Source organism: Pseudomonas sp. HLG18, assembly GCF_051903985.1.
Classification (GTDB): domain Bacteria; phylum Pseudomonadota; class Gammaproteobacteria; order Pseudomonadales; family Pseudomonadaceae; genus Aquipseudomonas; species Aquipseudomonas fluorescens_BT.
Genome location: NZ_CP195831.1, coordinates 1,655,399 through 1,680,331 on the forward strand (window position 1 = coordinate 1,655,399; position 24,933 = coordinate 1,680,331).

Genomic DNA, 24,933 nt, shown 5'->3' on the forward strand with positions numbered 1-24,933 from the left:
TCGGCGCGACAGCGAGGCTCAGTCCACCTGCGCGAAGCGCTCCACCAGCCAGTCGATGAACACCCGCACGCGGTTGCTCAGGTGCCGGTTCGGCGGATACAGCAGGTGGAACGGGTACGCCGGCGGACGCCAGTCGGTGAGGATCGGCACCAGTTCGCCGCGCTCGATGGCCGCCCTGACTGTGTAGCTGAATGTGTGAATGATCCCCAGCCCCGCCAGACCGGCCGCCAGATGCGCGTTGCTTTCGTTGACGCTGACCAGGCCTTTGCCTTCGATCTGATGGCGTTCGCCGTTGCGCTGGAAGTTCGACGGCAGGATACGCCCGGTGGAGGCCGAGCGGTAAGCGATCATCTGATGTCGGGCCAGCTCCAGCGGGTGCATCGGCGTGCCGTGGCGCTGCAAATAATCGGGCGTGGCGCAGGTGGTCCAGGACACTTCGCCGAGGCGGCGCACGGCGAGGGCCTGTTCGGTCAGCGGGCCGCCGCGAATCACGCAGTCGACGCGCTCGCTGATCAAGTCCACCGGGCGGTCGCTGACGCCAAGATCGACCTGAATGTCCGGGTAGCGCTCGAAGAACTTCGGCAGTTCGGGAATCACCAGCATGGTCGCGGTGGAGCCGCCGATGTCCACGCGAATCCTGCCACGCGGCAGCCCCTGGGCCTGACTGAAACCCTGATCGATGTCGTCCAGTTGATGCAGCAGTTGCTGGGTCAATTGGTAGTAGGACGCGCCGTCGGCCGTCACGGTCAGGCGCCGGGTGGTGCGTTGCAGCAGGCGCACGCCGAGGTGGCTTTCCAGTTGCCCGATCAGTTTGCTGACCGTGGTTTTCGGCTGGTTCAACGAGTCGGCGGCTTTAGTGAACGAGCCGCTTTCCACGACGCGGGCAAAGACGCGGATCGCCAGTAACTGATTCATCAGGCTGCACTCAAGGATCGAAAACAGGGCTGAGTATTGTGCATGTCTGTGCACAAACAAAACCGATTTTGCGGATTTTTCAAATCAATCCATCGGCCTAAAGTCGCTTCCAACGGCTCACCTGCGACCCGTCACCTTCCTTGAAACGGCTACTGGAGATTCATCATGAGCAACAGACTTGAAGGCAAAATCGCCCTGATCACTGGCGGCACCACCGGCATCGGCCTGGCCTCGGCGCAGGAATTCGTCGCCCAGGGCGCCACGGTGTTCATCACCGGCCGGCGTCAGGCCGAGCTGGACAAGGCCGTCGCCGCCATCGGCCCACGGGCCATCGGTATTCAGGGCGACGTGGCAAAACTGGACGATCTGGATCGCATCTACCGCGAAATCGCCGAGAAGGCCGGCCACCTCGACATCCTGTTCGCCAATGCCGGTGGCGGCGACATGCTGCCGCTGGGTTCGATTACCGAAGAGCACTTCGACCGGATTTTCGGCGCCAACGTGAAAGGCACGTTGTTCACGGTGCAAAAGGCACTGCCGCTGCTGCGCGATGGCGCATCGATCCTGCTGACCTCATCGACCACTTCGGTGCAGGGCACGGAAAACTTCAGCGTCTACAGCGCAAGCAAAGCCGCGGTGCGCAACTTCGCCCGGTCGTGGCTGCTGGACCTGAAACCACGGCGCATCCGCGTCAACGCCATCAGCCCCGGTCCGGTGCGCACGCCAGGTCTGGCGGGGCTGGTGCCGGCGGAACACGCTCAGGGGCTGTTCGACCAGTTGGCGTCGGTGGTGCCGATCGGGCGTCTGGGTGAGCCGAGCGAGATTGCCAAGGCAGCGTTGTTCCTCGCTTCGGATGACAGCAGCTTCGTCAACGGCATCGAATTGTTCGTCGACGGCGGCACCGCGCAGATCTGACTGGCGTCAGTCAATGCCCCGGCACTTGTTCATTCGAGTGCCGGGGCTCGTCTGTTTCATCCGTTTCTTCGGCCGGTGCCTTGTCCCAGATCAGGCGCGGATCGAAGCTCATGGCCGAGAGCATGGTGAATACCACCACCAGGCCGAAAAACAGAATTCCCGGTCGCGGCTCGATATCTCCCAGCGCCTGGAACTTCACCAGTGCCGCCACCAGCGCGACCACCAGCACGTCGAGCATCGACCAATAGCCGATCAGCTCGACGAATCGATACAGCTTCGAACGTTCCCGGCGCGCCCAGTGACTGTCCCGTTGCACGGTGACCAGCAGCAGCGTCAACGCGACGAATTTCACTCCCGGCACCGCAATGCTGGCGATGAAGATGATCAGCGCAATGTCCCACGCGCCGTGGTCCCAGAACTCCAGCACGCCACTCATGATGGTGCTGTCGGCGCCGTTGCCGAGCAGCGTGGTGTTCATCACCGGCAGCAGATTCGCCGGTACGTAAAGCGCCAGGGCGGCGAACATGTAGGCCCAGGTGCGGGCCAGCGAGTTGGTCTTGCGCCGGTGCAGCGGTGCGTCGCAGCGTGGGCATTGGTGCGGCTCGTCGGTCATGTCGCAGGCCAGTCCGCAGCTGTGGCACAGGCAGAGATTGAGTTCGCTGGCGGTCGGTGGTCGTTTCACAGGATGTCCCACAAATCACGTATGTCGCGCCCGGCAATGCGGATCAGCAACAGGCTCAATACAGCGAGGGCGAACAGGCCGATGCCGGGGATCACATCGAGCATGCCCGCCAGTTTGAACACCGCGACCATGGCGCCGAGCAGGCAAACCTCAAGCATGCTCCACGGCCGTAACGTTTCCAGCCAGCGCATGCACACTTTGAAGGCCGGGCAGCGGCGCGAGGCGAGGGCGAAGCTCAATACCCAGATGAGCAAAACCAATTGAAAGGCCGGGGCGATGATGATCGAGATCGCCGCGACCATGGCCATGAAAGTAATCGGCCCCTGACTCAGGGCCAGCACCGAATCCCACAGGGTCGCGCTGTTTTTCAGGCCCTTCATGCTGATGCTCATCACCGGATAGAAATTGGCGAACAGCCATAGCATGGCGGCAGTGAAACTCAGGGCCAGACGTTGCTCCACGCTCAGGTTGTTGTGGCGCTGGAGCACGCCGCCACAGCGGGCGCAGAGGGATATCTGGTAGCGGGCGAGCGTGGCTTTTTCGTACACGCAATCGCAATGCTCGCAGATGATCAGGTGATCAGTCGTGGCCATGGGGCGCTCGAGGGAAGGAGGGCTGAACCTTCTTCAATATAGGCGCGTTGGGGCATCCGACAACTGTCACATCCCGAAATGCACCTTTGATCTGCCGCTGCACCGCGCCGAATCTGGCCCCGGACAGCGACCACGCAACCGGGCGTTCAGACCGGTTGCGTGGCTTCCTCTTCCGCTATCGCAGCCTTCACACCGGGCCGCTCGGCGATGCGGGTCATGTAGTTCGCCAGCGCCGGCCAGTCTTCGATGGCGATACTGAATGTCGGCAACCACTTCAGCACCGTGAACAAATAGGCATCCGCCACGCCGAACGCCTGCATCAGAAACGGCTGGGTCGCAAGGAGGCGGTTCAGGTAATCCAGTCGTTTGAAGAGTTTGTGTTTGAAGATCGTCTTGGTGGATTCCGGGATTTCGCGGCTGAACAGCGGCGCGCTGCCCCCATGAATTTCCGAACTGATGAAATTCAGGTATTCCTGCAAACGCGAGCGCTCCCAGGTGCCATTGGCCGGGGCCAGCGTTTGACCGGGCAAAAGGTCGGCGAGGTACTGCAAAATGGCCGGGCCTTCGGTCAGTACCTCGCCGTTATCGAGCATCAGTGCCGCCACGTAGCCTTTCGGATTGATCTCGCGAAAGTCCCGGCCGTCGGCGGTGCGCTTGGTCTGGTTGTTGACCCTGATCAGTTCGAACGGCAGCGCCAGTTCTCGCAGCACAATATGCGGGGCCAGCGAGCAGGTCATGGGGGCGAAGTACAGTTTCATGGGATCTCCTTCAAATGAGAGCCCAGAATCCGGCATTGTGGCGGCGCTTCGCAAAGGACATCTGCGGTGCTAGCGTATGACAAAATCTCATGGATTGAAGAGACCCCTATGCTCACCCGACTACCGTCGCTCAACGGATTGCGAGCCTTCGAATGCGCGGCCCGCCACATGAGCTTCACCCGCGCTGCTGAAGAGCTGAATGTCACCCAAACCGCAATCAGCCATCAGATCCGTCGCCTTGAAGATGAACTCGGCGTTCGCCTGTTCATGCGTTTGAAGGACGGATTGGCGTTGACCGAGGAGGGCAATGTTTATTTGCCGGGTATTCGTTCGGCGTTCATGGAACTGCGCCACTCGACCGAGCGCTTGCTGGAGGCGAACAATCAAAGCGTCCTGACGATCAGTACGCTGGTGTCGGTGGCGTCCAAATGGCTGTTGCCGCGCCTGCCGTCGTTTCGTCAGGCGTTTCCCGAAATCGATGTGCGCATCAGTGCATCCACCGAGCTGGTGGACTTTCGCAAGGGGGGTATCGATGCAGCGATCCGCTACGGCAACGGAAACTGGCCGGGACTGCGCGCCGACTGGCTGATGGCCGACGAGATTTTCCCGGTGTGCAGCCCGCGCCTGCTCGCCGGACCGGATCCGATCAAAGCGCCGGCCGATCTGGCCCGGCACACCTTATTGCACGTCAGCGAGCAGACTGCCGATGACTGGAGCGCCTGGCTGAACGCCGCAGGTCAACCGCCACCCTCGGCCAAAGGCCCGCGCCTGACCTTCGATCTGGCCATGATGGCGGTGCAGGCGGCGATTGACGGGCAGGGCGTGTGCATCGGTCGTTCGACCTACGTCGAGGACGATTTGCGCGCGGGGAGGCTGGTGGCGCCGTTCGATCTGCGGCTCAAGTCCGACTCGGGCTTTTACTTCGTCACCCCCCACGAATATGCCGACTCAAAGAAAATCGTCGCGTTCAGGCAATGGCTGTCGCAGGTGGTGAGAGTTGTATGAGCGTGTATCAATCCCGCCCTCGTACACAGTGAGCTAACAAGCGCCGGTATCGGGACACATTCCCGGTACACGCCCTCTTCAAAGTAGAGGCGTCACTTCACTACTTCCGAGAGGGCAACACCATGCGCCGCACACTCCTGATGACCGCAGCCGCCGTACTGGTTTCAATGACCGGCCTCGCACACGCCGCCGACACCCAGCCTGCGGCTCCCGCCAAGAGCTGGCAACAGGGCCTGAGCCGCACGGATCTGGTCCATCAGGATCTGGGCGCTGCCGATCGCGAAGTGATTCAGGCCCGGGTCGATTTCGAACCGGGCATCACTTCGCCCCGGCATGCGCACCCGGGCGTTGAAGTCGCCTACGTCATCAGCGGCACCTTCGAATACCAGCTCGAAGGCCGTGCGCCGGTGACGCTCAAGGCTGGCGATTCCCTGTTCATCCCCGAAGGCGTGGCGCACATCGCGAAGAACGTCGGGAAGGACAAGGGTTCGGAACTGGCGACTTACATCGTCAAGAAGGGTGAGCCGTTGCTGATCCTCAAGCAATAACCCCCGGGATACTGAAAAGGCCTGCCAATGTGGCAGGCTTTTTTTTTGCTGTCGGCGGATTCAATGCAGGCTGATGCCGCCCGACTCAGACTGAAGGAACTTCAGCGCACATCCACCTCTTTCACAACCCCGGCAGATGCCCTTTGCTTGCGCCTCTTGAGCCAACTGAAAAACGCATGCACCGGATGCAGAACGGCCGTCAACACGCCCAGCAGCAGGATGATGAAGAGGATGATCAGCGGGATGCTTTCGTGCGAGAACATGGTGGGTTACTCCTGTAGTCACTATGTTGGAACCCCCAGACTAGACGCATCCGACGATGTTTTTGGTGAACGTATGTTCATCCTCGGTCGCTTCGATTGTGCTACGGGAGGCCCGGGATCGGCTCCGCGTTCGTGAGCAGTTCTAAGGCTCGTTTTTCCCGCTGATGGTCACCCGGGCATGTCGAAATCAGGCATCGGCATGCCGCACACGAGCTATTTGCGTTCAACTTCAGCCACGTAAGGTGAAGCGTCCATCAGAGAACAAGAAAACAATGAACAGCCTGAATTCGAAGGAATCGAGCGGTCAGTTGGCGCAGGGATTCAAGCCTCGCCACGTGACCATGTTGTCAATTGCGGGAATCATCGGCGCGGGGTTGTTCGTGGGTTCCGGACACGCCATCGCAGCGGCGGGGCCGGCGGTTTTGTTGGCGTATCTGTTTTCCGGCCTGTTGGTGGTGCTGGTCATGCGCATGCTGGGGGAAATGGCGGTGGCCCGACCGGACACCGGATCGTTTTCCACCTATGCCGATCAGGCCATCGGCCGCTGGGCCGGCTTCACCATCGGCTGGCTCTACTGGTGGTTCTGGGTGCTGGTCATTCCCATCGAGGCGCTGGCCGCCGGGCATGTCTTGAATCAGTGGTTTCCCCACGTCGATGCGTGGTTGTTTGCGCTGGTGTCGATCATCCTGCTGGTGATCACCAACCTGTTCAGTGTCGCCAAATACGGCGAGTTCGAATTCTGGTTCGCCATGGCCAAGGTCGTGGCGATCATCGGTTTCATCGGTGTGGGTTTTGCCGTGCTGATGGGCTGGATTCCCGAGCGTGAAGTCAGCGGCCTCAGCCGCTTGATGGAGGAACATGGCGGGTTCGCTCCCAATGGTTTGTCGGCGGTGGTCGGCGCGTTCATCACCATCATGTTCAGTTTCATCGGCACCGAAGCGGTGACCATCGCCGCTGCCGAATCGGACAACCCGGCACAGAACATCGCCAAAGCCACGCGTTCGGTGATCTGGCGCATCGGCGTGTTTTATCTGCTGTCGATCTTCGTGGTGATTTCCGTGGTGCCGTGGAACGATCCGCTTTTGGCGTCCGTCGGTTCCTATCAGCGCGCACTGGAACTGATGAACGTTCCCCACGCCAAATTCATGGTCGATGTGGTGGTGCTGATCGCCGTGGCCAGTTGTATGAACTCGTCGATCTATATCGCTTCGCGCATGCTGTTTTCACTGGGACTTCGCGGCGATGCACCGCAGGCCTTGAAAGTGACTTCCGGCGCAGGCGTGCCGAGGGCGGCGGTGATTGCCAGCAGCGTCATCGGCGCCGGGGTGACACTGCTCAGCTACTTCATGCCCGCCGGCCTGTTTCAATTCCTGCTCGCCAGTTCCGGGGCCATTGCGCTGCTGGTGTACCTGGTGATCGCGGTTTCTCAACTGCGTATGCGCCGGATGCTGCTTCGGCAGAATGTCGAGCTGACCTTTCGCATGTGGCTGTTTCCGTGGCTCACGTATCTGGTGATGGCCTTCATCTGCGCCGCCCTCGCGGTGATGATGCTGACGCCGGAGCATCGTCTGGAAGTAACTTCGACCATTGGCCTGGCGCTGGCGATTTCCTTTATCGGGCTGGTGACCACGCGTCAGCATGGGCAGGCGAGTTCTTTTGTCCCAGTCAAACAAAACGCCCGAGGCAGTGCCTCGGGCGTATAGGGAGGATCGGGATTCAGATCAGGCGCAGGGTCACGTCGATGTTGCCGCGCGTGGCCTTGGAGTAAGGGCAGGTCTGGTGCGCGGCCTCCACCAGCGACTGGGCGACCGAAGGTTCCAGCCCCGGCAGGCTGACATTCAAGCGTGCCTGCAGGAAAAACGCGTCGCCGGTCTTGCCCAGATCGATTTCGGTTTCCACCGCCACATCCGCCGGTAGCCTGATCTTCAGCGCAGCTGCCGCCTTGCCCATGGCGCCGATGAAGCAGGCTGACCAGCCAGCCGCCAGCAGTTGTTCCGGGTTGGTGCCGCTGCCATTGGAGCCAGGTGGCGACAGTTTGACGTCCAGGTTGCCGTCGGAACTGCGCGAGGCGCCATCGCGTCCGCCGGTGGTGCGGGTCTTGCCGGTGTACAGCACGGTGTCGATTTGATTGATCATGAGAATGCCTGCCTGTGTGAGTGGTGGAGTCGGAGGTAAGGCTCCGATGGCCCACACTTTTGCATTGGCATGTACCGGGGATGTGTCGCGCAACGGGGGGTTATGTATCGCTGTGTAGCAATGCAGTTCAGCCTCATCGCTGAGAGCGCGTCAGCAGAATTCCGACGCCCACGCGTGGGTTGATCGCATTGAGCGGCATGTCCCAACCATGTACGACTGCGGGGCGTCCGGGTCGCAGTGCAGTCCCGAACGTTGAGGACTGCACTGCGTGCAACGGCGAGGGCTCATCCCTCCTGGCTTTCCGGGGCTACCACCCACACGCTGCATGGCATTTTGTAGAGCAGGTGCTCGACGGTGCTGCCGACCAGCCGGCCGATTCCCCGGTGGGCCACACGCCCCATGACGATGAGATCGACGTCGTACGCATCGGCATAACTGGACAGCACCTTGGCCGGGTCGCCGAGGATCATGTGTTGATTCTCGGCGGGAATGTCATTGCGTTCAGCCAGTTCACGGAAGGCCTCACCCTGGGCATCGAACAGCTTTTTGGCGGCATTCGAGGAAAAGAACGCCGAGGCGTTATCGAAGCCGAATTCTGCTGCGCCTATCGAGGACAGGTCGTGGGCGTAGATCGCATCGAGTTGAGCGTTGCAGATGCTCGCCAGTTTGGCCGCTTCGCGCAGAATCCGGTCATTGAGCCCCACATAGCGGTCATCGCGATGGAACGGGTCGACCGCCGCGACGATACGGCGCGGCAGAGCGTGCAGTACGTGGCTGACGAAGTGCAGCGGCACCGGGCATTCGCGCAGCAGATGGACGTCAAGGGGAGTGAACATCAGGCGCGACAACGCTGATTCGTGCTCCAACGCCTTGATCATGGCCGCCATCGGCTGCTCCTTGAGGTGAATGAGGATCTCCTTAAGCGGGTTTGCCACCCACACGACTTCCGTCGTCACGTGCACGCCGAGTTTGCGCAAAGGGCGGGCCTGATCCTCCAGCCATTGCCGATGCCGCTCGACATAGCCCACGCGCATCTGTTCCAGCGCCTGTTCATTGACCAGACCGGCAGTTGCCAGGCCCTCCAGATAATCGAATGCCACGATGTGCAGCGCGGCATCCGCGGCTTTGGCCAGTGCCGCCGCACGGTCGAACGCAGGACTGTTTTCCATCAGGGGTGAGACGACGAGCATGAAGCGTGATTGCTCAGACATGGCAGATCTCCCGTAGGCAAATGCAGGAACGTCTGGACTCGAGAGCGACCGCGCACTCGGGCTGTACCGCTTAGTGCCTATCCTGCCGACGCTGGTGGGGAGGGCCTTGATTTTTGTCAACCCGGTGAGTGGCCGCCGATCTGGCCGGATCGGCGGTCAGGGGCGACTGATCCACCGATTGTTGACCATTATCAATCTTTGCCGTGTCCCTCGGGCGCAGTCTGCTTTCAATGCTGACCCCACGTTCACGGCTGGCCCGGAGGATCGACCATGGCGACCATGAAAGCTGCAGTTTTCGTTGAAAAGAACCGTATCGTGCTCGAAGACAAGCCGATCCCCGAGGTCGGCCCGCTGGACGCTCTGATCCGCATCACCACCACGACCATCTGCGGCACCGACGTGCATATCCTGCGCGGTGAGTACCCCGTGGCCAAAGGGCTGACGATCGGCCATGAACCGGTGGGCATCATCGAGCGGCTGGGTTCGCAGGTGCGCGGTTTCGTCGAAGGGCAACGGGTGATTGCCGGGGCAATCACGCCGAGTGGGCAAAGTTACGCCTGCCTGTGCGGCTGCGGCTCCCAGGACGGCCCGGACACCCGGCACGGCTTCAAGGCCATCGGCGGCTGGAAGTTCGGCAACACGCTTGACGGCTGCCAGGCCGAGTACGTGCTGGTGCCGGACGCGCTGGCCAATCTGTGTCCGATTCCCGAGGGCCTGACGGACGAGCAGGTGCTGATGTGCCCGGACATCATGTCCACCGGATTTTCCGGGGCCGAGCGCGGCGAGATCAATATTGGCGATACCGTCGCGGTGTTCGCGCTGGGGCCCATCGGCCTGTGCGCCGTGGCGGGCGCGCGCCTCAAGGGCGCTACGCGAATCATTGGCGTTGACGCCGTGCCGCAGCGAATGGATGTCGCTCGTCGGCTGGGGGCAACCGACGTGATCAACTTCAAGGACGGCAACGTGGTCGAGCAGATCATGGCGCTGACCGACGGGCGTGGCGTCGATGTGTCCATCGAGGCCCTGGGTACCCAGGGCACTTTCGAATCGGCGTTGCGGGTGCTGCGGCCCGGCGGGCGGTTGTCCAGCCTCGGGGTGTATTCCAGCGACCTGCGCATTCCGCTCGACGCCTTTGCCGCCGGCCTCGGCGATTACAGCATCGTGTCCACCCTGTGTCCGGGCGGCAAGGAACGGATGCGCCGGTTGATGGCGGTGGTGCAGAGCGGGGCGGTGGATCTGTCGCCGCTGGTCACACATCGTTTCAAACTCGACGACATCGAGGCCGCCTACGAGCTGTTTGCCCATCAGCGCGACGGCGTGATGAAAGTCGCGATCACGCCTTGAATGTCCGGTTTGCGGAGACGTCCATGAAAATCGAGATTATCCAGAGACACAGCCCCGATGGCTGGGTGGTGCACATGGATCGGTTGCAAGTGCGCTTCAACAGCCTGGAGCAGGCCCGGGCATTCGTCGACCAGCTCCAGGCCCGGATCGACGCACCGCACCCCTGGCCGCAGCCGGTGGTGCAAGGCTGGCGTCCCGATGGACGCCGCACGGCCGTTGGCGGCAAGCGTTGACTGGTTGCGGCCAGCAGAGGCGGGCAGAGCGTGAATGAATCCCTCGACCTGGCGGGCGCAGCGGCCGCGCTGGGCATCGGTATGCTCATCGGACTGGAGCGCGAGCGGCACAAAGGTACCGACAGTACCCGCGATTTTGCAGGCATGCGGACTTTCGCCATCACCGCGTTGCTGGGGTATGTGGCGATGCAGGTCGGTGGCGCGTTGCTGCTGGGGATTGTGGCGCTCGGTCTGACCGCGCTGATCACCGTGGCGTACTGGCGAAGCCTGAGCGACGACCCGGGCGTCACCAGCGAAGTGGCTTTGCTCACGGTATTGCTGCTCGGCGCCTGGTGCGGTTCTGCTACAGGGTTGGCGGTGGCGACAGGCGTGGTGGTGGCGGGGTTGCTGGCGTACCGGGAAAAACTGCATGACTTTGCCAACAGCCAGTTGACCGAGACCGAAATGCGCGACGGTCTGGTCCTGCTGGTGGCGGCACTGGTCATCCTGCCGCTGGCGCCGGACCGCTACATCGGGCCTTATCACGCGATCAACCTGCGGACCCTCTGCACACTGACGGTATTGCTGATGCTGGTGGGGGCCATCGGGCACATCGCCGTGCGAATTCTGGGCAGTCGTTATGGCTATGCCATCAGTGCCATTGCCTCCGGTTTTGTTTCCAGTACCGTCACCATCGCGTCCATGGGGCAGCGCGTCGCCAGGGCGCCCGGGCAGGTGCGAACCTTCGCGGCGGCCGCCATCGTGTCCAACCTGGCCACGGTGATTCAGATGGCGCTGATTGTCGGTACCGTGGACCCCTCGCTGTTGCGCAGCCTGTGGGTACCGCTGGGCTGCGGGCTGGCGACCACCGCGTTGTATGGCGCATGCCTGATGTTTCCCGGGTCGCAAGGAGGTGCCGAGGAACCCCTTGAGGGCGGGGGGGCGTTCAATCTCAAGCTCGCCGTGGTCGTGACGTTGACCATGACCGCCATCACGCTCGTGTCATCGGTAATGCTCAACTACCTTGGCCAGGTCGGGGTGATGCTGACCGCAGCCTTCAGCGGTTTTGCCGACGCGCATTCGTCCATCGCGTCCATCGCGTCTCTGGCCAGGGCCGGGCTGTTGCCCGTCGATGCCATCGTCCCGCCGGCGCTGATTGCCTTCAGCAGCAATTCGTTGAGCAAGTGCCTGGTGGCCTGGGTCAGCGGCGGCCGGCGGTTTGCTGCGTATGTCATTCCCGGCCAGCTTTTGCTGACGCTGGCCATGTGGGCGGGCACCTTGCTGCATTGAAGCGTGTCTGGAATCTACGGGCCTGCCCGGCAGAACAGCCAAAGCTGACAAAGATCAAATGGCTTGCGGCTGCATGGCTCAATCTGTACCGGTGTTCTTTCAGATGGCTGCATGCCGAGGTGTCCCATGTCACAGACTCAGCGTTTATTGTTGGTCGCTCCCCCCGCCATGACGCGCACACCGGCGTTCGAACGCGCCGGCGCACTGGCGCAGGTCATGCAGTTGCCGTTGCATATTGTCGCGTTCGATTACTTGCAGGCGCTGGCGGTGGCGGGGCTGTTTGCTGCCGAAGAAATCAGCGTGGCCCGGGAAAGTTATCTGCAGCGCCATCGCGATTGGCTCGCGGAGCAGGCTGCACACTTGGGCAAGCATGGTATCGAGGTCACCAGCGAGGTGCTCTGGGTGCAGCGCCCTTATGAGGAAATCCTGCATTTCGTCCATGAACAGTCGTTGGCGCTGATCATCAAGGATGCGCAGGAAGAGTCGGCCCTCAAGCGCGTGTTCTTCACCCCGCTGGACTGGCAGTTGCTGCGCGATTGTCCGGTGCCGGTGCATCTGGTGACCAATGACCGCCACCCTCGGCCGCGCCATATCATGGTCATCGTCGATGTGCTGCGCAGCGAGGAGCAGGATCTGGTGTTCAACGATCAGATCATCGATGCGGCGGTGAAGCTGGCCGAGCAGTGTGGCGCCGACCTGGATCTGGTCCATGTGTATGACTGGGCTGCGGTGTACGCAACGGACATGGGTGTGGGCGCCTTGCCCTTGGCGACCGGGCTCTATGAATCCTTGGGTACGGCTCAACATGAAGCCTTCGCCGCGCTGGCGGAGCGTCACGGGGTTGAGGTGCAGCGGCGCCATTTCATCGAGGGCGCGCCAGTGCCGAACATTTGCGAGTTCGCCAGCCAACATGACACGGACGTGATCGTCATGGGCACCGTGCAGCACAATGGCTTGAACAAGTTATTGGGCACGACCGCCGAGCAACTCCTGCATCGCGCACCCTGCAGTGTGTTTGCGATCAAGCCGGGCGGGCAGTCGCAGAGCTGAACCTGGATCACCCCGCGATGAACCGTTGGCCTGAACATCGCGGGGTGATTTTTTACAGGTGGAGACTGTGGATCACCTGACTGCTGCTTTCGGGGTCATGATGCGTCTCGAAACCCAGCTCTCTGGCCAGGTCGCGCATGGGTGCATTGCTGGACGCGTCCACCGAATACATCCGATGGAAACCGTTGCGGCGGGCAGCCTTGATCAGGTGTTCCATCAACAAGGTCCCCAGCCCCAGATGCTGCCATTCATCGGCGACGGTCACGGCGCATTCACATTCGTGTTCGTCAGTGGCGGCATAGCGGCTGACGCCGATTTCGATGAGTTGGCCGTTTTCGTGCACCAGAGCGATGTAAGCCATGCGCTTTTTGTTATCGGTGTCCATCAACTGGTCGAGCATCGCCTTGCCCGGCTCGTTGATCTGCGCGAGAAAACGCATGTGCCGTGACTCGGGAGAGAGCCGCTTGATGAAGGCGTATTCGCGCTCGCGATCCTTTTGCGCCAATGGGCGGATCAGAATGTGGCGACCATCCTTGAGTGCTTCGATCCAGTATTGCCCGGACACCGCGGCATAGGCCGCAGCAGCGCGTTCGTTGTGGTCTTTGACAGTGAGCATGGGGTGGTCCTCCTGGCGCTTTTTCTCAGGTTGGCGCGGGGTGATGCACCTCGCGGTTGAGTCCTTTCTACGCCGCTGGCGCGACCGGAATCTGATCTGGATCAGAGACCGTCGATGTGTGGCGCTGATTTGCGCCTTTCTGATGTAAATCAACCCGGCCATGGGCATGGCAGGCGCAGTCTTGGCTCATTGGCATGGGTGAATATGTCCGAACCGAGGTGTGTGATGGGCCAATATCAACGTTTATTACTGATCGCCGACCCGAACCTGCATCCGTCTGCGGCGATGACACGCGCCGTGGCGCTGGCCAAGACGTGTGGCGCGGTATTGCATGTGCGAGCGTTTGCCGATCCCGTGCCGGTGGTGCATGTGTGGGAAGAGAAAACCGACGACGCCAGCTACCAGCGCTATTTGCGTCGCTATCGCCGCTGGGTCGCGGATGAAGAACAGCGTCTGGGCGACCTGGGCATCGAGGCCACCGTCGAGGTCGTGTTCACCACGCACCCGCTGGCGGACATCCTGCGCGCCGTCGAAGACCTCAAGCCGGATCTGCTGATCAAGGACGTCACCCTGGAACCGGCGCTCAAGCGCGTGTTCATCACGCCGCTCGATTGCCACCTGCTGCGCGAGTGCGCGGTGCCGGTGCACCTGGTGAATCAGGCGCGTTACGGGGTGCCGCACCGTGTGGTGGCCGCGGTCGATCCGTTTGATCCGGCCACGCAGATCAGCGGTCTGAACGACACCATCATTCAAACTGCCAATGCCCTGGCCTTGCAGTGCGATGCGCCGCTGCACCTGCTGTATGCCTACGATTTGTCGGCTGCGTTCAACGGCGACGCGCCGCTGGTCGGTGGCGGCTGGGGCGTGGATTTTGCCGAAGAGTTGCGCCAGGCGTTGCACATGGCTTTCGTCAGTCTGGCCGACCGTTATGGCGTGCCCCCGGAGCGCCGGCACTTTGTCATGGGGTTGCCGGTGCCGGTGATCAGCGAGTTTGTCGAACAGTATCAGGCCGATGTGGTGGTGATGGGCACCGTGCACCGGGTGGGTATCGACCGCTTGATCGGCAGCAACACCGAGCGGGCGCTGTACAGCGTGCCGGGCAGTATTCTCGCGGTGCGGCAAAGCATCAGGGGGTGAGCACGATGGCGCCGTTGAACCGGCCGCTGCGCAAACAGGCCAGGGCCTGATTGGCGTCATCCAGCGCAAACCGGGTGATGTCGCAGTGCACCGGCGTGTGTTGCAGTTCGGTGAAAAACGCGGTGCCGTCCTCACGGGTCAGGTTGGCTACCGAGCGCAGGCTGCGTTCGCCCCAGAGCAGACGATAGGGGAAGGCGGGAATGTCGCTCATGTGGATACCGGCGCAGATCACGCAGCCTCCCTTGACCGTTGCCGAGAGCGCCATAGGCACCAGCGCACCGACCGGGGCGAAAATCAGGCCGGCGTCCAGCGGATGGGGCGGCAGTTGATCCGAAGGGCCGGCCCATACGGCCCCCAGCGTGCGGGCATAGGCCTGGCTTTCGTGATCCTCGGGCCGGGTGAAGGCGTACACCTGTTGGTGGCGACCCTGGGCGATCTGGATCGCCAGGTGGGCTGCCGCGCCAAATCCGTAGAGCCCCAGGTGTCGGGCGTCACGGGCCATTTGCAACGCACGAAAGCCGATCAGCCCGGCACACAGCAGTGGCGCGGCCTGTTGGTCGCTCAGCGTATCGGGAATCGGGAAGCAGAATCGCGAGTCGGCAACGGTGTACTCGGCGTAACCGCCGTCCAGTTGGCAGCCGGTGAACTGCGCCTGATCGCAGAGGTTTTCCCGGCCCGAGCGACAGAACGAGCATTCGCCACAGGTCCAGCCCAGCCAGGGAACACCGACCCGTCGCCCGATCCACTCCGGGGCGACGTCGCCGCCCACGGCGGTGACTTCACCGACGATTTCGTGCCCTGGCACCCGTGGCAACACCGCTTGCGGCAGTTCGCCGTCGAGCAGGTGCAAATCAGTGCGGCACACGCCGCAGGCCAGGACTTTGATCAGCAGTTGCCGTGCGCCGGGCACCGGGACCGGACGATCTTCCCGTTGCAGCGGCTGTCCGGGCGAATGCAGAACCATGGCGCGCACAGGCAGGCTCCAGATTTGACGGGATCAGCACAAGGTAGGGCGATGGCAACCGGCGATCATCTGTTTGAGCCCTTCCAGATTGTGGATTTTCACATCGCGCCCGGAGATTTCCACCAGGCCCTGATCGCGCAGGTGCGCGATGCCCCGGCAGATGGTTTCCAGGCGCAATCCCAGGTACGAGCCGATTTCCTCGCGGCGCATTTTCAGTACGAAGTTTTTCGCCGAGTAGCCGCGCTGGTTCAAGCGTTGCGACAGGTTCAGCAGGAAGGCCGCCAGGCGTTCGTCGGAGTTCATCGTACCGAGCAACATGAGCATGTCGTGGTCGCGCACGATTTCCCGGCTCAGCAGCTTGGTCAGGTTGTGCTGCAGCGAGGGCAGTTGCTGCGCCAGTTTTTCCAGATGGGTGAAATGGATCGGGCAGACTTCGCTGTCTTCCAGCGCGAAGGCGTTACAGGCGTGCGCGTCAGTGCTGATGGCGTCCAGGCCGAGCATTTCTCCCGGCATTTGAAACCCGGTGACCTGTTCGCGCCCGTCGACGGACAGCACGTTGGTCTTGAATGACCCCAGGCGAACGGCATACAGGGATCGCAGCGGATCACCCTCGCGATAAAGTGCCGCGCCTTTCCTGACCTTGAAACGCTGCACGATCAGCGCATCCAGCCGCTCTACCTCTTGCCCGGACAGGCCGATCGGCAAACACAGTTCCAACACACTGCAGTTGGAGCAGGCAGACTTGAGCTGACGAAATTGCAGTGGTTTTGTATCGGGCATGAATGTGATCCCCATCACGTTGTGCTTTTAAGCATAGTCGCCAGCCTGTCAGGGGAACTCAAACCGGCGTCGGCAAAGGTAAAAAACGACCAACGGAATATGTCGCCCATCATCTATTATCGCTTCCGGACAGGTGGTCAATTGAGCGTTTTCGCTGATGGCGACGCTTGATTTATATCAAGTCTTGCGGGCTTCAGGCTTCCAGAATCGATGAACCGGTGTTGAATGGTCTGGCGGGCAATCTCATGAGCGAGTTTCTCAGTGCAGAGCAAGTGGAAGGTCTGGACGCTTACTGGCGGGCGAGTAATTACCTGGCCGTCGGGCAGATTTACCTCAAGGACAACCCGTTGCTCGCGATGCCGCTGCGTCGCAGCCATATCAAGCCGCGTTTGTTGGGACACTGGGGGACGACACCGGGGCTGAACCTGATCTACACCCATCTCAACCGGTTGATCACCACCTATGACCTGAACATGCTGTTCGTTGCCGGCCCCGGTCATGGCGGGCCGGCTGTGGTGGCGCATACGTATCTGGAAGGCACTTACACCGAGGTCTGTCCGACGGTCGAGCGCAATGCCAATGGCCTGTTGCGTCTGTTTCGGCAGTTTTCCTGGCCGTATGGCCTCTCAAGCCACGTGTCGGCGCAGATTCCCGGTTCCATCCACGAAGGCGGTGAACTCGGTTACAGCCTGGCGCACGCCTATGGTGCAGCGTTCGACAACCCTGATCTGATCGTCGCGTGCGTGATCGGCGACGGCGAAGCTGAAACCGGTACGCTGGCCGCCAGCTGGCATTCAAACAAGTTTCTCAACCCGGTGCGTGACGGGGCGGTGCTGCCGATCCTGCACCTCAATGGCTACAAGATCGCCAACCCCACGGTGCTGTCCCGAATCCCCGAGGACGAACTGTCGGCGCTGATGCGCGGCTATGGCTACGATCCGTACTTCGTAGAAGGCGATGATCCGATGCAGGTGCATCAGGTGCTGGCGCAGACCCTGGATACGATGCTGCTGAAGATTCGCCGGATCCAGCGTGACGCGCGTCGGCGGCCGGCCCATGCCGTGGCGCACCGGCCCGTCTGGCCGGTGCTGATATTGCGCACGCCCAAGGGCTGGACCGGGCCACAGTTTGTCGATGGTCACCGCGTCGAAGGCACCTGGCGTGCGCATCAGGTGCCGCTGGCCGACTTCAGCCAGCCGGTTCACCTGCAACAGCTGGAAGCGTGGTTGAGCAGTTATCGTCCCGAAGAGCTGTTTGACGCCCAAGGGACGCTGATGCCGGAGATCGCGGCGCTCGCGCCCACGGGCCATCGGCGCATGAGCGCCAATCCCCACGGGAATGGCGGGCTGTTGCTGCGGCCACTGGATCTGCCCCGGTTTGCCGACTTCGCCGTACCGCTCGACACCCCCGGCAGTGTACGTGCCGAGGCCACGCGGGTACTGGGGACGTACCTGCGCGAGGTGATGAAGAACAGCCTGGCGACCCGCAATTTTCGCTTGTTCGGCCCAGATGAAACCGCCTCCAATCGTCTCGATGCGGTGTACGAAGTCACCGGCAAGACCTGGCTTGATCCGCTGGAGCCTGACGATTTGAACCTGAGTGCCGATGGCCGGGTCATGGAGATACTCAGCGAGCAGGTGTGCGAGGGCTGGCTGGAGGGTTATCTGCTGACCGGCCGCCACGGCTTGCTGTCCTGCTACGAGGCGTTCATCCATATCGTCGATTCGATGGTCAATCAGCACGCCAAGTGGCTCAAGACCGCTGCCGAAGTACCGTGGCGCAAACCGGTGGCGTCGCTCAACTATCTGCTCACGTCCCATGTGTGGCGCCAGGACCACAACGGTTTTTCGCATCAGGACCCGGGGTTCATCGATCTGCTGGCGAACAAAAAGTCCGACATCGCGCGGATCTACCTGCCGCCGGACGCCAATTGCCTGCTGTCGGTGGCCGACCATTGCCTGCGCAGCCGCCATTACATCAACGTCATCGTGGCCGGCAAACAACCGGAATGGCAGTGGCTGGACATCGACGCGGCGCAACGCCATTGCCAGGCCGGTATCGGTCGCTGGGCCTGGGCCTGCCGCGACGACCCGGCACCGGATGTGGTCATGGCCTGCGCCGGAGACGTACCGACCCTGGAAACCCTGGCCGCGGTGACCCTGTTGCGCGACTGCGTGCCGGATCTGCGGGTGCGGGTGATCAATGTCGTGGACCTGATGGTGCTGCAACCGTCGTATCAGCATCCTCACGGCTTGTCGGACAGTGCATTCGACACGTTGTTTACCGTCGACAAACCGGTGATCTTCGCCTTCCACGGTTACCCGGCACTGGTTCACCGGTTGCTCTATAAACGTGCCAGTCATGACAATTTCCATGTCCGTGGCTTCAAGGAGGAGGGCGCGACCACCACCCCGTTCGACATGGCCGTGATCAACAGTCTGGATCGCTATCGGTTGATGCTCGATGTGTTCGAGCGCGTGCCGCGGTTGCAGGACCAGGTACATGAAGCACGGGCCCGCTACTGGTCGCAAATGGAGCGGCACAAACTCTATCTCATCGAGCATGGCGAGGACCTGCCCGAGGTGCGTAACTGGCAGTGGACGCCTCCGTCATCCCCGTGAGCGGCTACTTGCTCTTCCAGTATTTCTGCATTTCGAGGAACAGAAACGAGGCGGTCCAGGTAATGAGGACCAGACCGGTCAGCGCCTCCAGGCCCGTCAGGTATTTGAGGTGGCCGACCGGGGAAATGTCACCGAAACCGATGGTCGTGTAGGTGGTGAAGGAGAAGCACACGCAGTCCATGAAGGTGCCGTCGAAGTTGCCTGTCAGATAGCCCCATTTACCGGAATGCGCCATCAGGTAATACGCCAGGGCAAATGCCCAGACTTCGATGGCATGGGCCAGCAGGCTGCCAAACACGCCGACGACAATCCTGAATCGGCGCCACAGTTTCAGGCGCGGCAACCAATCGTTCAGACGCAGCAGGCATTCGTAGTGAATGACTACGGCGACGATCACCACCAGCGTGTTGATCAGCGTGACTGCCAGCATTGACCAGCCTCCCGGTTCAGGACGGTGCCGTGTCGGTCCGCACAGGTTGCGCAACCGGCTGCAGGGGTCGTAGCGGGGCGAATTCCTCGGGGGTCAGGGTTTCCTTTTGCAGCAAGAGGCGGGCGCCGGCATCCAGGTCGGGCCGCAACCTTTCGAGCAGCGCTTTGGCGCGCTGCCAGGCTTCGTCCAGCAGGGCGCGAATGGCCAAGTCGATTTCCCGCGCGGTCTGTTCCGAATAGTCTTTTTCGCCGGGCCCCGGCACGCGTTCGCCGAGCCAGGTCGCGTTGCGCCGCTCCAGAACGGCCTGGCCGAGTTCGCGGCTCATGCCAAAGCGGGTGACCAACTGCCGGGCGATGTCCGTGGCGTGGGTCAGGTCATCGGCGGCGCCGGTGGAAATCTCCCCGATCACGAGGAATTCCGCAGCCCGTCCTGCCATCAGCACGACCATGCGGTCCTTGAGCATCTGGCAACTGATCAGAAAGCGGTCTTCGGTCGGTCGCTGCAAGGTATACCCGAGTGAGCCGATAGCGCGTGGCACGATCGAGACTTTGTGTACCGGATCCATGGCCGGCAAATGGCTGGCGGCCAGCGCGTGGCCCATTTCGTGATAAGCCACTACCCGGCGTTCCTCAGGGCGCAGCACACTGCTTTTGCGCTCGACGCCGGCAATCAGCCGTTCCACGGCGGCGGTGAAGTCGACGATGTCGACCTGGTCGGCGCCGCGCCGCGTCGCGACGATGGCCGCCTCGTTCACCAGGTTTGCCAGATCCGCGCCGGTGAAACCGGTGGTGATGTCGGCGATACGCTCGCTATCGATGTTCGGTGCCACGGTGATTTTCTGCAGGTGTACCTTGAGAATCGCCTGTCGGCCCTTGCGGTCCGGGCGGTCGATCAGCACTTGCCGGTCGATTCGCCCTGCGCGCAACAGCGCCGGATCGAGAACCTCCGGCCGATTGGTTGCAGCCAGAAGCACCACGCCTTCCCGAGGATCGAAACCATCCAGCTCCGAGAGCAGTTGATTGAGGGTCTGCTCCTTTTCGTCATTGCCACCGAACGCACCGGCGCCGCGCATCTTGCCCAGCGCATCCAGTTCATCGATGAAGATGATGCACGGCGCGGCCTGGCGTGCCTGCTCGAACAGATCGTGGACCCGCGCGGCACCGACGCCGACGAACATCTCCACGAACTCAGAACCGGAGATCGAGAAAAACGGTACGCCAGCCTCGCCGGCAATGGCTTTGGCCACCAGCGTCTTGCCGGTACCGGGTGGACCGACCAGCAGCGTACCCTTGGGAACGTGCGCGCCGAGGCGGGCATAACGGGCCTTGTCCTTCAGGAACGAAACGATCTCCATCAGTTCGAGCTTGGCTTCCTCGATCCCGGCAACGTCGGCGAAGGTGACGCCGGTATCCCGCTCGACAAACACTTTGGCCCGGGATTTTCCGATATTCATCAGGCCGCCCAGCCCCTGTTTTTCAGCGAAACCGCGCAACGCAAAGTGCCAGACCACCATGATCAGGATCAGTGGCATCAACCAGCCCAGCAGCCCGCTGAGCAGGGTGTTCTCATTGACGCCGCTGAACGTCACCCCCGAATGCACCAGGTCCGTGGCCAGCGTCGAATCCACCCGCACCGTGGTGAACAGTTCACGGCCATCGACGGGTTCGCGCAACTTGCCGCTGATCTGGTCTTTCTCGACCCGCAGATCACTGACCTTTTGCTCGTTCACCAACTGCAGGAACTGACTGTACGGAATGTTTTGCACGGCATGGCGTTCGGCGAACAGAAACTGCACAAGGGCCAGCACCACAAAAGCGATCAGGAAATACGACAGGTTCCACGGGTGATTGTTTTTCATGGTCATGGCTCGACGAGGAGGTTTATGCCAGCAGCAGATGGTCCTCGACCCGACTGACGCCGGGCACCGACCAGGCGGCACGCTCGGCGATCTGCCGTTCACGCCACAGGTGAACCCGGCCTTCAAGCGTCACCACATCGCCTTCGACCTTGACGCGAATATCCTTGGCTTCGACTTCGGCATTGCGTTTGAGCGCGGCTTCGATGCGTTGCTGGATATCGAAGACGTCCAGTCGCGGACGCAGGGTCAGGCAATTGTTCACGGCGGTGACGCCCGTGAGCTTGCGTACCGAGCGCTCGACGGTTTCCTTCTGGTATTGCCAGTCGACTTCGCCTTCCAGCGTGATCCGCCCGCCCTGCACGATGACCTTGATATCGCCCTCGGGTACGTCGGAACTCCAGTGGATGATTTTCAACGCGCGGCTGGCGATGGTGTCGTCTGCGGTACCGGCATTTCTCTCGAGCCTGACTTCGATTTCTTCGGCCAGCGCACGTACGCCCCTGACCCGTTTTACCGCACGTTCTGCGCTGACTTTCTGAGCGTAGCTTTTGACATGCCCCGTCAACGTGACCACGCCATCCTCCACGGACACACCAATGTTGGCAGCGTCGATTTCAGGCTGGAATTCGAGCTCCTCCAGAATGCATTTGCGCAGGCTCAAGTCGTTCATGACGGTCTCCTCGTGGCTATGTGAGAGGGCAGGGAACAGGTGCCCGGTGTTTTTTTTCTACGCCTGAGCGACAAAATTTCGTTGAGGAATATCAACAATGGCTGTTCGGGCTGCAGCGGCCGCAAGCGAGCGATTTGTTTGACAAAGATCAGAGCCGGCGGCGGCCAACGCCAGATACTCAAACCGACACGATCTTCAGCATTGATCCATCGAGGAGAAAACCATGAACAGGCGCTTGGTCATTGTCGTGCTCGGTGTGCTGGTGGCGGCGACTGGCGGTTGCGGTCATCGCCAGACCGAAGAGTTCGACGCTCGACTGGAGTCCGCCGAGGACAATGCCGCAACCGCCAGGCTTCGGGCCGATGAGGCGTTGCTCAAGGCAGAGCAGGCGCAGCGAGCGGCGCAAGAGGCGTATGAGCGCGCAAGACGCATAGCCGAAAAAGCGGCACGCAAGTAATCGAGATCATCCGTGAGTCGGAACAGGGACGTGAGGCTGGCAGGGACCGGCCAGGCATTGCCGGAGAAAGTGATGCTCAAACTCAAACGTATTTTGTTGATTGCTCCCCCCGAGATGAACCGCTCACCGGCCTTCGAGCGGGCTCAGGCGCTGGCCAGGGCGACCGGAGCGCTTTTGCACATCGTGGCATTCGATTATGTCCAGGCGCTGGCGGTGGCGGGGCTCTTTGACCCGAATGCGATGGCGCAGGCGCGGGAGGGCTACCTGCAAGTGCATCGGCAGTGGCTGGAACAGCAAGCGCGGTTTCAGCGCAGCGCCCGACTGCCCGTCAGCACCGAAGTGGTGTGGGCCAGGACCACGCCCGCCCATGTGCTCGAATACATCAATGACTTCCATGCCGATCTGGTGATCAAGGACATGCACTATGTGCCGGCACTCGAGCGTGCCTTTCACCGGCCGCTGGACTGGGTATTGCTGCGCGATTGCCCGGCTCATCTGCACCTGGTGAGCGAAAACGCGAACTCCATGCCTGCGAAAATACTGGCAGCCGTCGACCTTTCTCATCTGGAAGAGCTGACCCAGGGCCTCAACGACCGGATTCTCGACCTGGCTACCACCCTGGCGGACGCAACCGGGGCGACGTTGCACCTGTTGAACGTCTGTAACTGGTCGGTGCTGGGGGACGCTGCGATGAGTGTGCCGACATTGAGTCTGGACCACAGCTTGTGCGAGGCGATCACCGATACCCAGCAAGAGGCATTCGATGCGCTTGCCGAACGCTACGCCATCGGCAAACCGTGCCGGCATCAACTGACCGGCATTCCCCACAAGGTGATCGAACTGTTCGCCCGCCAGAACGCTTTCGACATGCTGGTGCTGGGGTCGGCCTATCACCGCGATGTCGATGGTTCTGTCGGCAGTACGGTCGAAACGTTGACGAACCGGGCACCGTGCAGCCTGATGATCGTCAAACCCACGTCCGGTTTCGACTGATGGCAGCGCCAGTCAGGGGAGCAGTTGATAAAAATCAAAGGGCAGCGAGGCAAAAAGAGCGATCAATGACGCTCTTGTCGAGGCTGGGGAATTGGCCATGCGAATCACTTTTCTGGGTGCGGCCGGCACCGTCACCGGTAGCAAGTATCTGCTGGATCACAGGGATCGGCATGTATTGATCGACTGCGGCCTGTTTCAGGGCTACAAGCAATTGCGTCTGCACAACCGGGACCCTTTTCAGTTACCTGTGCAGGATCTGGACGCGATTGTCCTGACCCATGCCCATCTCGATCACAGCGGCTACCTGCCGGTACTGGTGCGCAACGGCTATCGAGGGCCGATCTATGCGACAGAGGCGACCTGTGAGCTGGTGAAAATCCTCTTGCTTGACAGCGGCCGCCTGCAGGAAGAGGAGGCCGGTTTCGCCAATCGGCACGGTTTCTCCAAACACTCGCCGGCATTGCCGCTGTACACCGAGCAGGACGCCGAGCAGACGTTGAAACTGTTGCACCCGATCGAGTGGCACCATCGGGTCGAAATCGTCCCTGGCCTGAGCGTCCTGTTGCGCGGGGCCGGTCATATTCTGGGGGCCAGCACCGTGGAAGTGGTCGCTGACGGGGTGACACTGGTGTGTTCCGGCGATCTCGGGCGCCCTGAAGACCCGTTGATGTTTGCCCCTGAAACCATCGAGCAGGCGGATTATCTGCTGGTGGAATCGACCTACGGTGATCGCAAGCATCCAGACGAGGACCCGGAGCACCAATTAGCCGACGTGATCAATCGTACGGCGCTGCGTCACGGTATTACCCTGGTGCCTTCATTTGCGGTGGGCCGGGCGCAATTGTTGATGTACCACTTGTACCGCCTCAAGCAGCAGCATGCGATCCCCGATCTGCCGATCTATCTCAACAGCCCGATGGCTACGGATGTCACGCGTTTGTACCAGCGCTTTCGCAGCGAACACCGGTTGTCGCCGCAAAGCTGCGAAGGGATGTGCAGCGGGACGCATTTTGTGCGTTCGACCGACGAGTCGATCGAACTGGACAGGCAGCGCACGCCGGCGGTGATCATCGCTGCCAGCGGCATGGCCACGGGCGGGCGGGTGCTGCACCACCTCAAGGCGTTGGCACCGAACCCGTCGAACTCGCTGCTGATGCCGGGCTTTCAGGCGGGTGGTACCCGTGGTGCACAGATCGTGGCAGGAGCCCCTTCGGTGCGCATTCACGGCCAGGAGGTCCCGATCCGTGCCGAGGTGGTGCCGATGCAGACCCTGTCGGCGCATGCCGATGCCGATGAAATCATGCAATGGCTGCGCGGCTTCAAGCGCCCGCCGAAACACACCTTCGTGGTACACGGCGAACCCAATGCATCGGACGTACTGCGCCGGCGCATCAGTCTGGAGCTGGGCTGGTCGGTGTCGGTGCCGGAGTACCGCGACAGCGTCGAACTGGCCGCTGTCGGTGATACACCAGACAAGGCCTGACG

At 61.6% G+C, this 24,933-nt stretch carries 26 protein-coding genes; 13 read left to right on the forward strand and 13 right to left on the reverse strand.

The annotated features are described in order from the left end of the window. Positions 1-18 precede the first annotated feature (18 nt). On the reverse strand, positions 19-915 hold the full coding sequence (locus ACSPX5_RS07545) for a LysR family transcriptional regulator (RefSeq protein ID WP_085709857.1): 897 nt from the start codon (positions 913-915) through the stop codon (positions 19-21). 165 nt (positions 916-1,080) lie between these two features. Between ACSPX5_RS07545 and ACSPX5_RS07550 the strand changes: the two genes are divergently transcribed. Next, positions 1,081-1,830 (forward strand): SDR family NAD(P)-dependent oxidoreductase, encoded by a 750-nt coding sequence (locus ACSPX5_RS07550; protein ID WP_207867494.1) that lies wholly within the window; start codon positions 1,081-1,083, stop codon positions 1,828-1,830. A 10-nt stretch (positions 1,831-1,840) separates the two neighbouring features. Here ACSPX5_RS07550 and ACSPX5_RS07555 read toward each other — a convergent pair whose 3' ends face one another. The 3 genes from ACSPX5_RS07555 to gstA all read right to left on the reverse strand — a co-directional run bounded on the left by ACSPX5_RS07555 (position 1,841) and on the right by gstA (position 3,863). Beyond that, on the reverse strand, positions 1,841-2,512 hold the full coding sequence (locus tag ACSPX5_RS07555) for a paraquat-inducible protein A (protein ID WP_169430115.1): 672 nt from the start codon (positions 2,510-2,512) through the stop codon (positions 1,841-1,843). Continuing rightward, the gene (locus tag ACSPX5_RS07560) at positions 2,509-3,105 is read right to left on the reverse strand and encodes a paraquat-inducible protein A (protein ID WP_439821327.1); all 597 of its coding nucleotides are present in this window, start codon (positions 3,103-3,105) and stop codon (positions 2,509-2,511) included. The genes ACSPX5_RS07555 and ACSPX5_RS07560 overlap by 4 nt, the downstream gene beginning before the upstream one ends. A gap of 146 nt (positions 3,106-3,251) precedes the next feature. After that, the gene (gstA, locus tag ACSPX5_RS07565) at positions 3,252-3,863 is read right to left on the reverse strand and encodes a glutathione transferase GstA (protein ID WP_439821328.1); all 612 of its coding nucleotides are present in this window, start codon (positions 3,861-3,863) and stop codon (positions 3,252-3,254) included. 108 nt (positions 3,864-3,971) lie between these two features. Here gstA and ACSPX5_RS07570 point away from each other — a divergent pair, with 108 nt between their 5' ends. Then, complete coding sequence (locus ACSPX5_RS07570) at positions 3,972-4,868, forward strand: transcriptional regulator GcvA (protein WP_439821329.1); 897 nt, start codon at positions 3,972-3,974, stop codon at positions 4,866-4,868. 122 nt (positions 4,869-4,990) lie between these two features. After that, complete coding sequence (locus tag ACSPX5_RS07575) at positions 4,991-5,416, forward strand: cupin domain-containing protein (RefSeq protein ID WP_439821330.1); 426 nt, start codon at positions 4,991-4,993, stop codon at positions 5,414-5,416. A gap of 101 nt (positions 5,417-5,517) precedes the next feature. Here ACSPX5_RS07575 and ACSPX5_RS07580 read toward each other — a convergent pair whose 3' ends face one another. Continuing rightward, a complete protein-coding gene (locus tag ACSPX5_RS07580) occupies positions 5,518-5,679 on the reverse strand; it encodes a hypothetical protein (protein ID WP_169430120.1) in 162 nt (53 codons plus the stop codon). A gap of 272 nt (positions 5,680-5,951) precedes the next feature. Here ACSPX5_RS07580 and ACSPX5_RS07585 point away from each other — a divergent pair, with 272 nt between their 5' ends. Further along, positions 5,952-7,382, forward strand: a complete 1,431-nt coding sequence (locus tag ACSPX5_RS07585; RefSeq protein ID WP_439821331.1) for an amino acid permease — start codon at positions 5,952-5,954, stop codon at positions 7,380-7,382. A gap of 13 nt (positions 7,383-7,395) precedes the next feature. Here the strand turns inward: ACSPX5_RS07585 and ACSPX5_RS07590 are convergent, their stop codons facing one another. Beyond that, positions 7,396-7,815, reverse strand: a complete 420-nt coding sequence (locus ACSPX5_RS07590) for an organic hydroperoxide resistance protein (RefSeq protein ID WP_085709867.1) — start codon at positions 7,813-7,815, stop codon at positions 7,396-7,398. Positions 7,816-8,099: 284 nt separating this feature from the next. After that, the gene (locus ACSPX5_RS07595) at positions 8,100-9,026 is read right to left on the reverse strand and encodes a universal stress protein (protein ID WP_439821332.1); all 927 of its coding nucleotides are present in this window, start codon (positions 9,024-9,026) and stop codon (positions 8,100-8,102) included. 270 nt (positions 9,027-9,296) lie between these two features. Here ACSPX5_RS07595 and ACSPX5_RS07600 point away from each other — a divergent pair, with 270 nt between their 5' ends. The 4 genes from ACSPX5_RS07600 to ACSPX5_RS07615 all read left to right on the forward strand — a co-directional run bounded on the left by ACSPX5_RS07600 (position 9,297) and on the right by ACSPX5_RS07615 (position 12,922). After that, complete coding sequence (locus ACSPX5_RS07600) at positions 9,297-10,370, forward strand: NAD(P)-dependent alcohol dehydrogenase (protein WP_323161454.1); 1,074 nt, start codon at positions 9,297-9,299, stop codon at positions 10,368-10,370. Between the two features lie 23 nt (positions 10,371-10,393). Continuing rightward, positions 10,394-10,603, forward strand: coding sequence for a hypothetical protein (locus ACSPX5_RS07605; protein WP_439821333.1), 210 nt, complete (start codon positions 10,394-10,396; stop codon positions 10,601-10,603). Between the two features lie 30 nt (positions 10,604-10,633). Beyond that, positions 10,634-11,872, forward strand: a complete 1,239-nt coding sequence (locus tag ACSPX5_RS07610; RefSeq protein ID WP_439821334.1) for an MgtC/SapB family protein — start codon at positions 10,634-10,636, stop codon at positions 11,870-11,872. A 126-nt stretch (positions 11,873-11,998) separates the two neighbouring features. Further along, positions 11,999-12,922: a universal stress protein gene (locus ACSPX5_RS07615; RefSeq protein ID WP_169430127.1), complete on the forward strand. Its 924-nt coding sequence runs from the start codon at positions 11,999-12,001 to the stop codon at positions 12,920-12,922. Between the two features lie 52 nt (positions 12,923-12,974). On the opposite strand, the gene ACSPX5_RS07620 is transcribed toward ACSPX5_RS07615, so the two are convergent. Beyond that, a complete protein-coding gene (locus ACSPX5_RS07620) occupies positions 12,975-13,538 on the reverse strand; it encodes a GNAT family N-acetyltransferase (RefSeq protein ID WP_169430128.1) in 564 nt (187 codons plus the stop codon). A gap of 225 nt (positions 13,539-13,763) precedes the next feature. Between ACSPX5_RS07620 and ACSPX5_RS07625 the strand changes: the two genes are divergently transcribed. Beyond that, the gene (locus ACSPX5_RS07625; protein WP_169430129.1) at positions 13,764-14,675 is read left to right on the forward strand and encodes a universal stress protein; all 912 of its coding nucleotides are present in this window, start codon (positions 13,764-13,766) and stop codon (positions 14,673-14,675) included. On the opposite strand, the gene ACSPX5_RS07630 is transcribed toward ACSPX5_RS07625, so the two are convergent. After that, the gene (locus tag ACSPX5_RS07630) at positions 14,665-15,648 is read right to left on the reverse strand and encodes a zinc-dependent alcohol dehydrogenase family protein (protein ID WP_439821335.1); all 984 of its coding nucleotides are present in this window, start codon (positions 15,646-15,648) and stop codon (positions 14,665-14,667) included. The two genes, ACSPX5_RS07625 and ACSPX5_RS07630, sit on opposite strands and share 11 nt — an antisense overlap. A 24-nt stretch (positions 15,649-15,672) precedes the next feature. After that, positions 15,673-16,419 (reverse strand): fumarate/nitrate reduction transcriptional regulator Fnr, encoded by a 747-nt coding sequence (gene fnr, locus ACSPX5_RS07635; RefSeq protein WP_169430131.1) that lies wholly within the window; start codon positions 16,417-16,419, stop codon positions 15,673-15,675. Between the two features lie 245 nt (positions 16,420-16,664). On the opposite strand from fnr, the gene ACSPX5_RS07640 reads away from it, so the two are divergent. After that, complete coding sequence (locus ACSPX5_RS07640; protein WP_439821336.1) at positions 16,665-19,040, forward strand: phosphoketolase family protein; 2,376 nt, start codon at positions 16,665-16,667, stop codon at positions 19,038-19,040. Between the two features lie 4 nt (positions 19,041-19,044). Here the strand turns inward: ACSPX5_RS07640 and ACSPX5_RS07645 are convergent, their stop codons facing one another. From ACSPX5_RS07645 to ACSPX5_RS07655, 3 genes are read right to left on the reverse strand one after another with little or no spacing between them, the layout of a single operon-like run. Further along, positions 19,045-19,470 (reverse strand): potassium channel family protein, encoded by a 426-nt coding sequence (locus tag ACSPX5_RS07645; protein ID WP_439821337.1) that lies wholly within the window; start codon positions 19,468-19,470, stop codon positions 19,045-19,047. A gap of 16 nt (positions 19,471-19,486) precedes the next feature. Further along, a complete protein-coding gene (gene ftsH / locus ACSPX5_RS07650; RefSeq protein WP_439821338.1) occupies positions 19,487-21,328 on the reverse strand; it encodes an ATP-dependent zinc metalloprotease FtsH in 1,842 nt (613 codons plus the stop codon). Between the two features lie 22 nt (positions 21,329-21,350). Then, a complete protein-coding gene (locus tag ACSPX5_RS07655; protein ID WP_169430135.1) occupies positions 21,351-21,998 on the reverse strand; it encodes a BON domain-containing protein in 648 nt (215 codons plus the stop codon). A gap of 223 nt (positions 21,999-22,221) precedes the next feature. On the opposite strand from ACSPX5_RS07655, the gene ACSPX5_RS07660 reads away from it, so the two are divergent. The 3 genes from ACSPX5_RS07660 (at position 22,222) to ACSPX5_RS07670 (ending at position 24,931) form a co-directional block, all read left to right on the forward strand. Beyond that, a complete protein-coding gene (locus ACSPX5_RS07660; RefSeq protein WP_169430136.1) occupies positions 22,222-22,455 on the forward strand; it encodes an Lpp/OprI family alanine-zipper lipoprotein in 234 nt (77 codons plus the stop codon). A gap of 72 nt (positions 22,456-22,527) precedes the next feature. After that, on the forward strand, positions 22,528-23,448 hold the full coding sequence (locus tag ACSPX5_RS07665; protein WP_169432627.1) for a universal stress protein: 921 nt from the start codon (positions 22,528-22,530) through the stop codon (positions 23,446-23,448). Positions 23,449-23,545: 97 nt separating this feature from the next. Continuing rightward, positions 23,546-24,931, forward strand: a complete 1,386-nt coding sequence (locus ACSPX5_RS07670) for an MBL fold metallo-hydrolase RNA specificity domain-containing protein (RefSeq protein WP_169430137.1) — start codon at positions 23,546-23,548, stop codon at positions 24,929-24,931. Positions 24,932-24,933: the final 2 nt, after the last annotated feature.

Excerpts from the sequence above, each read along its gene's own strand:
- ACSPX5_RS07600 (WP_323161454.1), top strand. The coding sequence starts at position 9,297 with ATGGCGACCATGAAAGCTGCAGTTTTCGTTGAAAAGAACCGTATCGTG.
- ACSPX5_RS07580 (WP_169430120.1), bottom strand. The coding sequence starts at position 5,679 with ATGTTCTCGCACGAAAGCATCCCGCTGATCATCCTCTTCATCATCCTG.
- ftsH (WP_439821338.1), bottom strand. The coding sequence starts at position 21,328 with ATGAAAAACAATCACCCGTGGAACCTGTCGTATTTCCTGATCGCTTTT.
- ACSPX5_RS07625 (WP_169430129.1), top strand. The coding sequence starts at position 13,764 with ATGGGCCAATATCAACGTTTATTACTGATCGCCGACCCGAACCTGCAT.
- ACSPX5_RS07640 (WP_439821336.1), top strand. The coding sequence starts at position 16,665 with ATGAGCGAGTTTCTCAGTGCAGAGCAAGTGGAAGGTCTGGACGCTTAC.
- ACSPX5_RS07660 (WP_169430136.1), top strand. The coding sequence starts at position 22,222 with ATGAACAGGCGCTTGGTCATTGTCGTGCTCGGTGTGCTGGTGGCGGCG.
- ACSPX5_RS07590 (WP_085709867.1), bottom strand. The coding sequence starts at position 7,815 with ATGATCAATCAAATCGACACCGTGCTGTACACCGGCAAGACCCGCACC.
- ACSPX5_RS07615 (WP_169430127.1), top strand. The coding sequence starts at position 11,999 with ATGTCACAGACTCAGCGTTTATTGTTGGTCGCTCCCCCCGCCATGACG.
- ACSPX5_RS07550 (WP_207867494.1), top strand. The coding sequence starts at position 1,081 with ATGAGCAACAGACTTGAAGGCAAAATCGCCCTGATCACTGGCGGCACC.
- ACSPX5_RS07645 (WP_439821337.1), bottom strand. The coding sequence starts at position 19,470 with ATGCTGGCAGTCACGCTGATCAACACGCTGGTGGTGATCGTCGCCGTA.
- ACSPX5_RS07670 (WP_169430137.1), top strand. The coding sequence starts at position 23,546 with ATGCGAATCACTTTTCTGGGTGCGGCCGGCACCGTCACCGGTAGCAAG.
- gstA (WP_439821328.1), bottom strand. The coding sequence starts at position 3,863 with ATGAAACTGTACTTCGCCCCCATGACCTGCTCGCTGGCCCCGCATATT.
- ACSPX5_RS07560 (WP_439821327.1), bottom strand. The coding sequence starts at position 3,105 with ATGGCCACGACTGATCACCTGATCATCTGCGAGCATTGCGATTGCGTG.
- ACSPX5_RS07605 (WP_439821333.1), top strand. The coding sequence starts at position 10,394 with ATGAAAATCGAGATTATCCAGAGACACAGCCCCGATGGCTGGGTGGTG.
- fnr (WP_169430131.1), bottom strand. The coding sequence starts at position 16,419 with ATGCCCGATACAAAACCACTGCAATTTCGTCAGCTCAAGTCTGCCTGC.
- ACSPX5_RS07620 (WP_169430128.1), bottom strand. The coding sequence starts at position 13,538 with ATGCTCACTGTCAAAGACCACAACGAACGCGCTGCTGCGGCCTATGCC.
- ACSPX5_RS07545 (WP_085709857.1), bottom strand. The coding sequence starts at position 915 with ATGAATCAGTTACTGGCGATCCGCGTCTTTGCCCGCGTCGTGGAAAGC.
- ACSPX5_RS07665 (WP_169432627.1), top strand. The coding sequence starts at position 22,528 with ATGCTCAAACTCAAACGTATTTTGTTGATTGCTCCCCCCGAGATGAAC.
- ACSPX5_RS07655 (WP_169430135.1), bottom strand. The coding sequence starts at position 21,998 with ATGAACGACTTGAGCCTGCGCAAATGCATTCTGGAGGAGCTCGAATTC.
- ACSPX5_RS07570 (WP_439821329.1), top strand. The coding sequence starts at position 3,972 with ATGCTCACCCGACTACCGTCGCTCAACGGATTGCGAGCCTTCGAATGC.
- ACSPX5_RS07595 (WP_439821332.1), bottom strand. The coding sequence starts at position 9,026 with ATGTCTGAGCAATCACGCTTCATGCTCGTCGTCTCACCCCTGATGGAA.
- ACSPX5_RS07575 (WP_439821330.1), top strand. The coding sequence starts at position 4,991 with ATGCGCCGCACACTCCTGATGACCGCAGCCGCCGTACTGGTTTCAATG.
- ACSPX5_RS07585 (WP_439821331.1), top strand. The coding sequence starts at position 5,952 with ATGAACAGCCTGAATTCGAAGGAATCGAGCGGTCAGTTGGCGCAGGGA.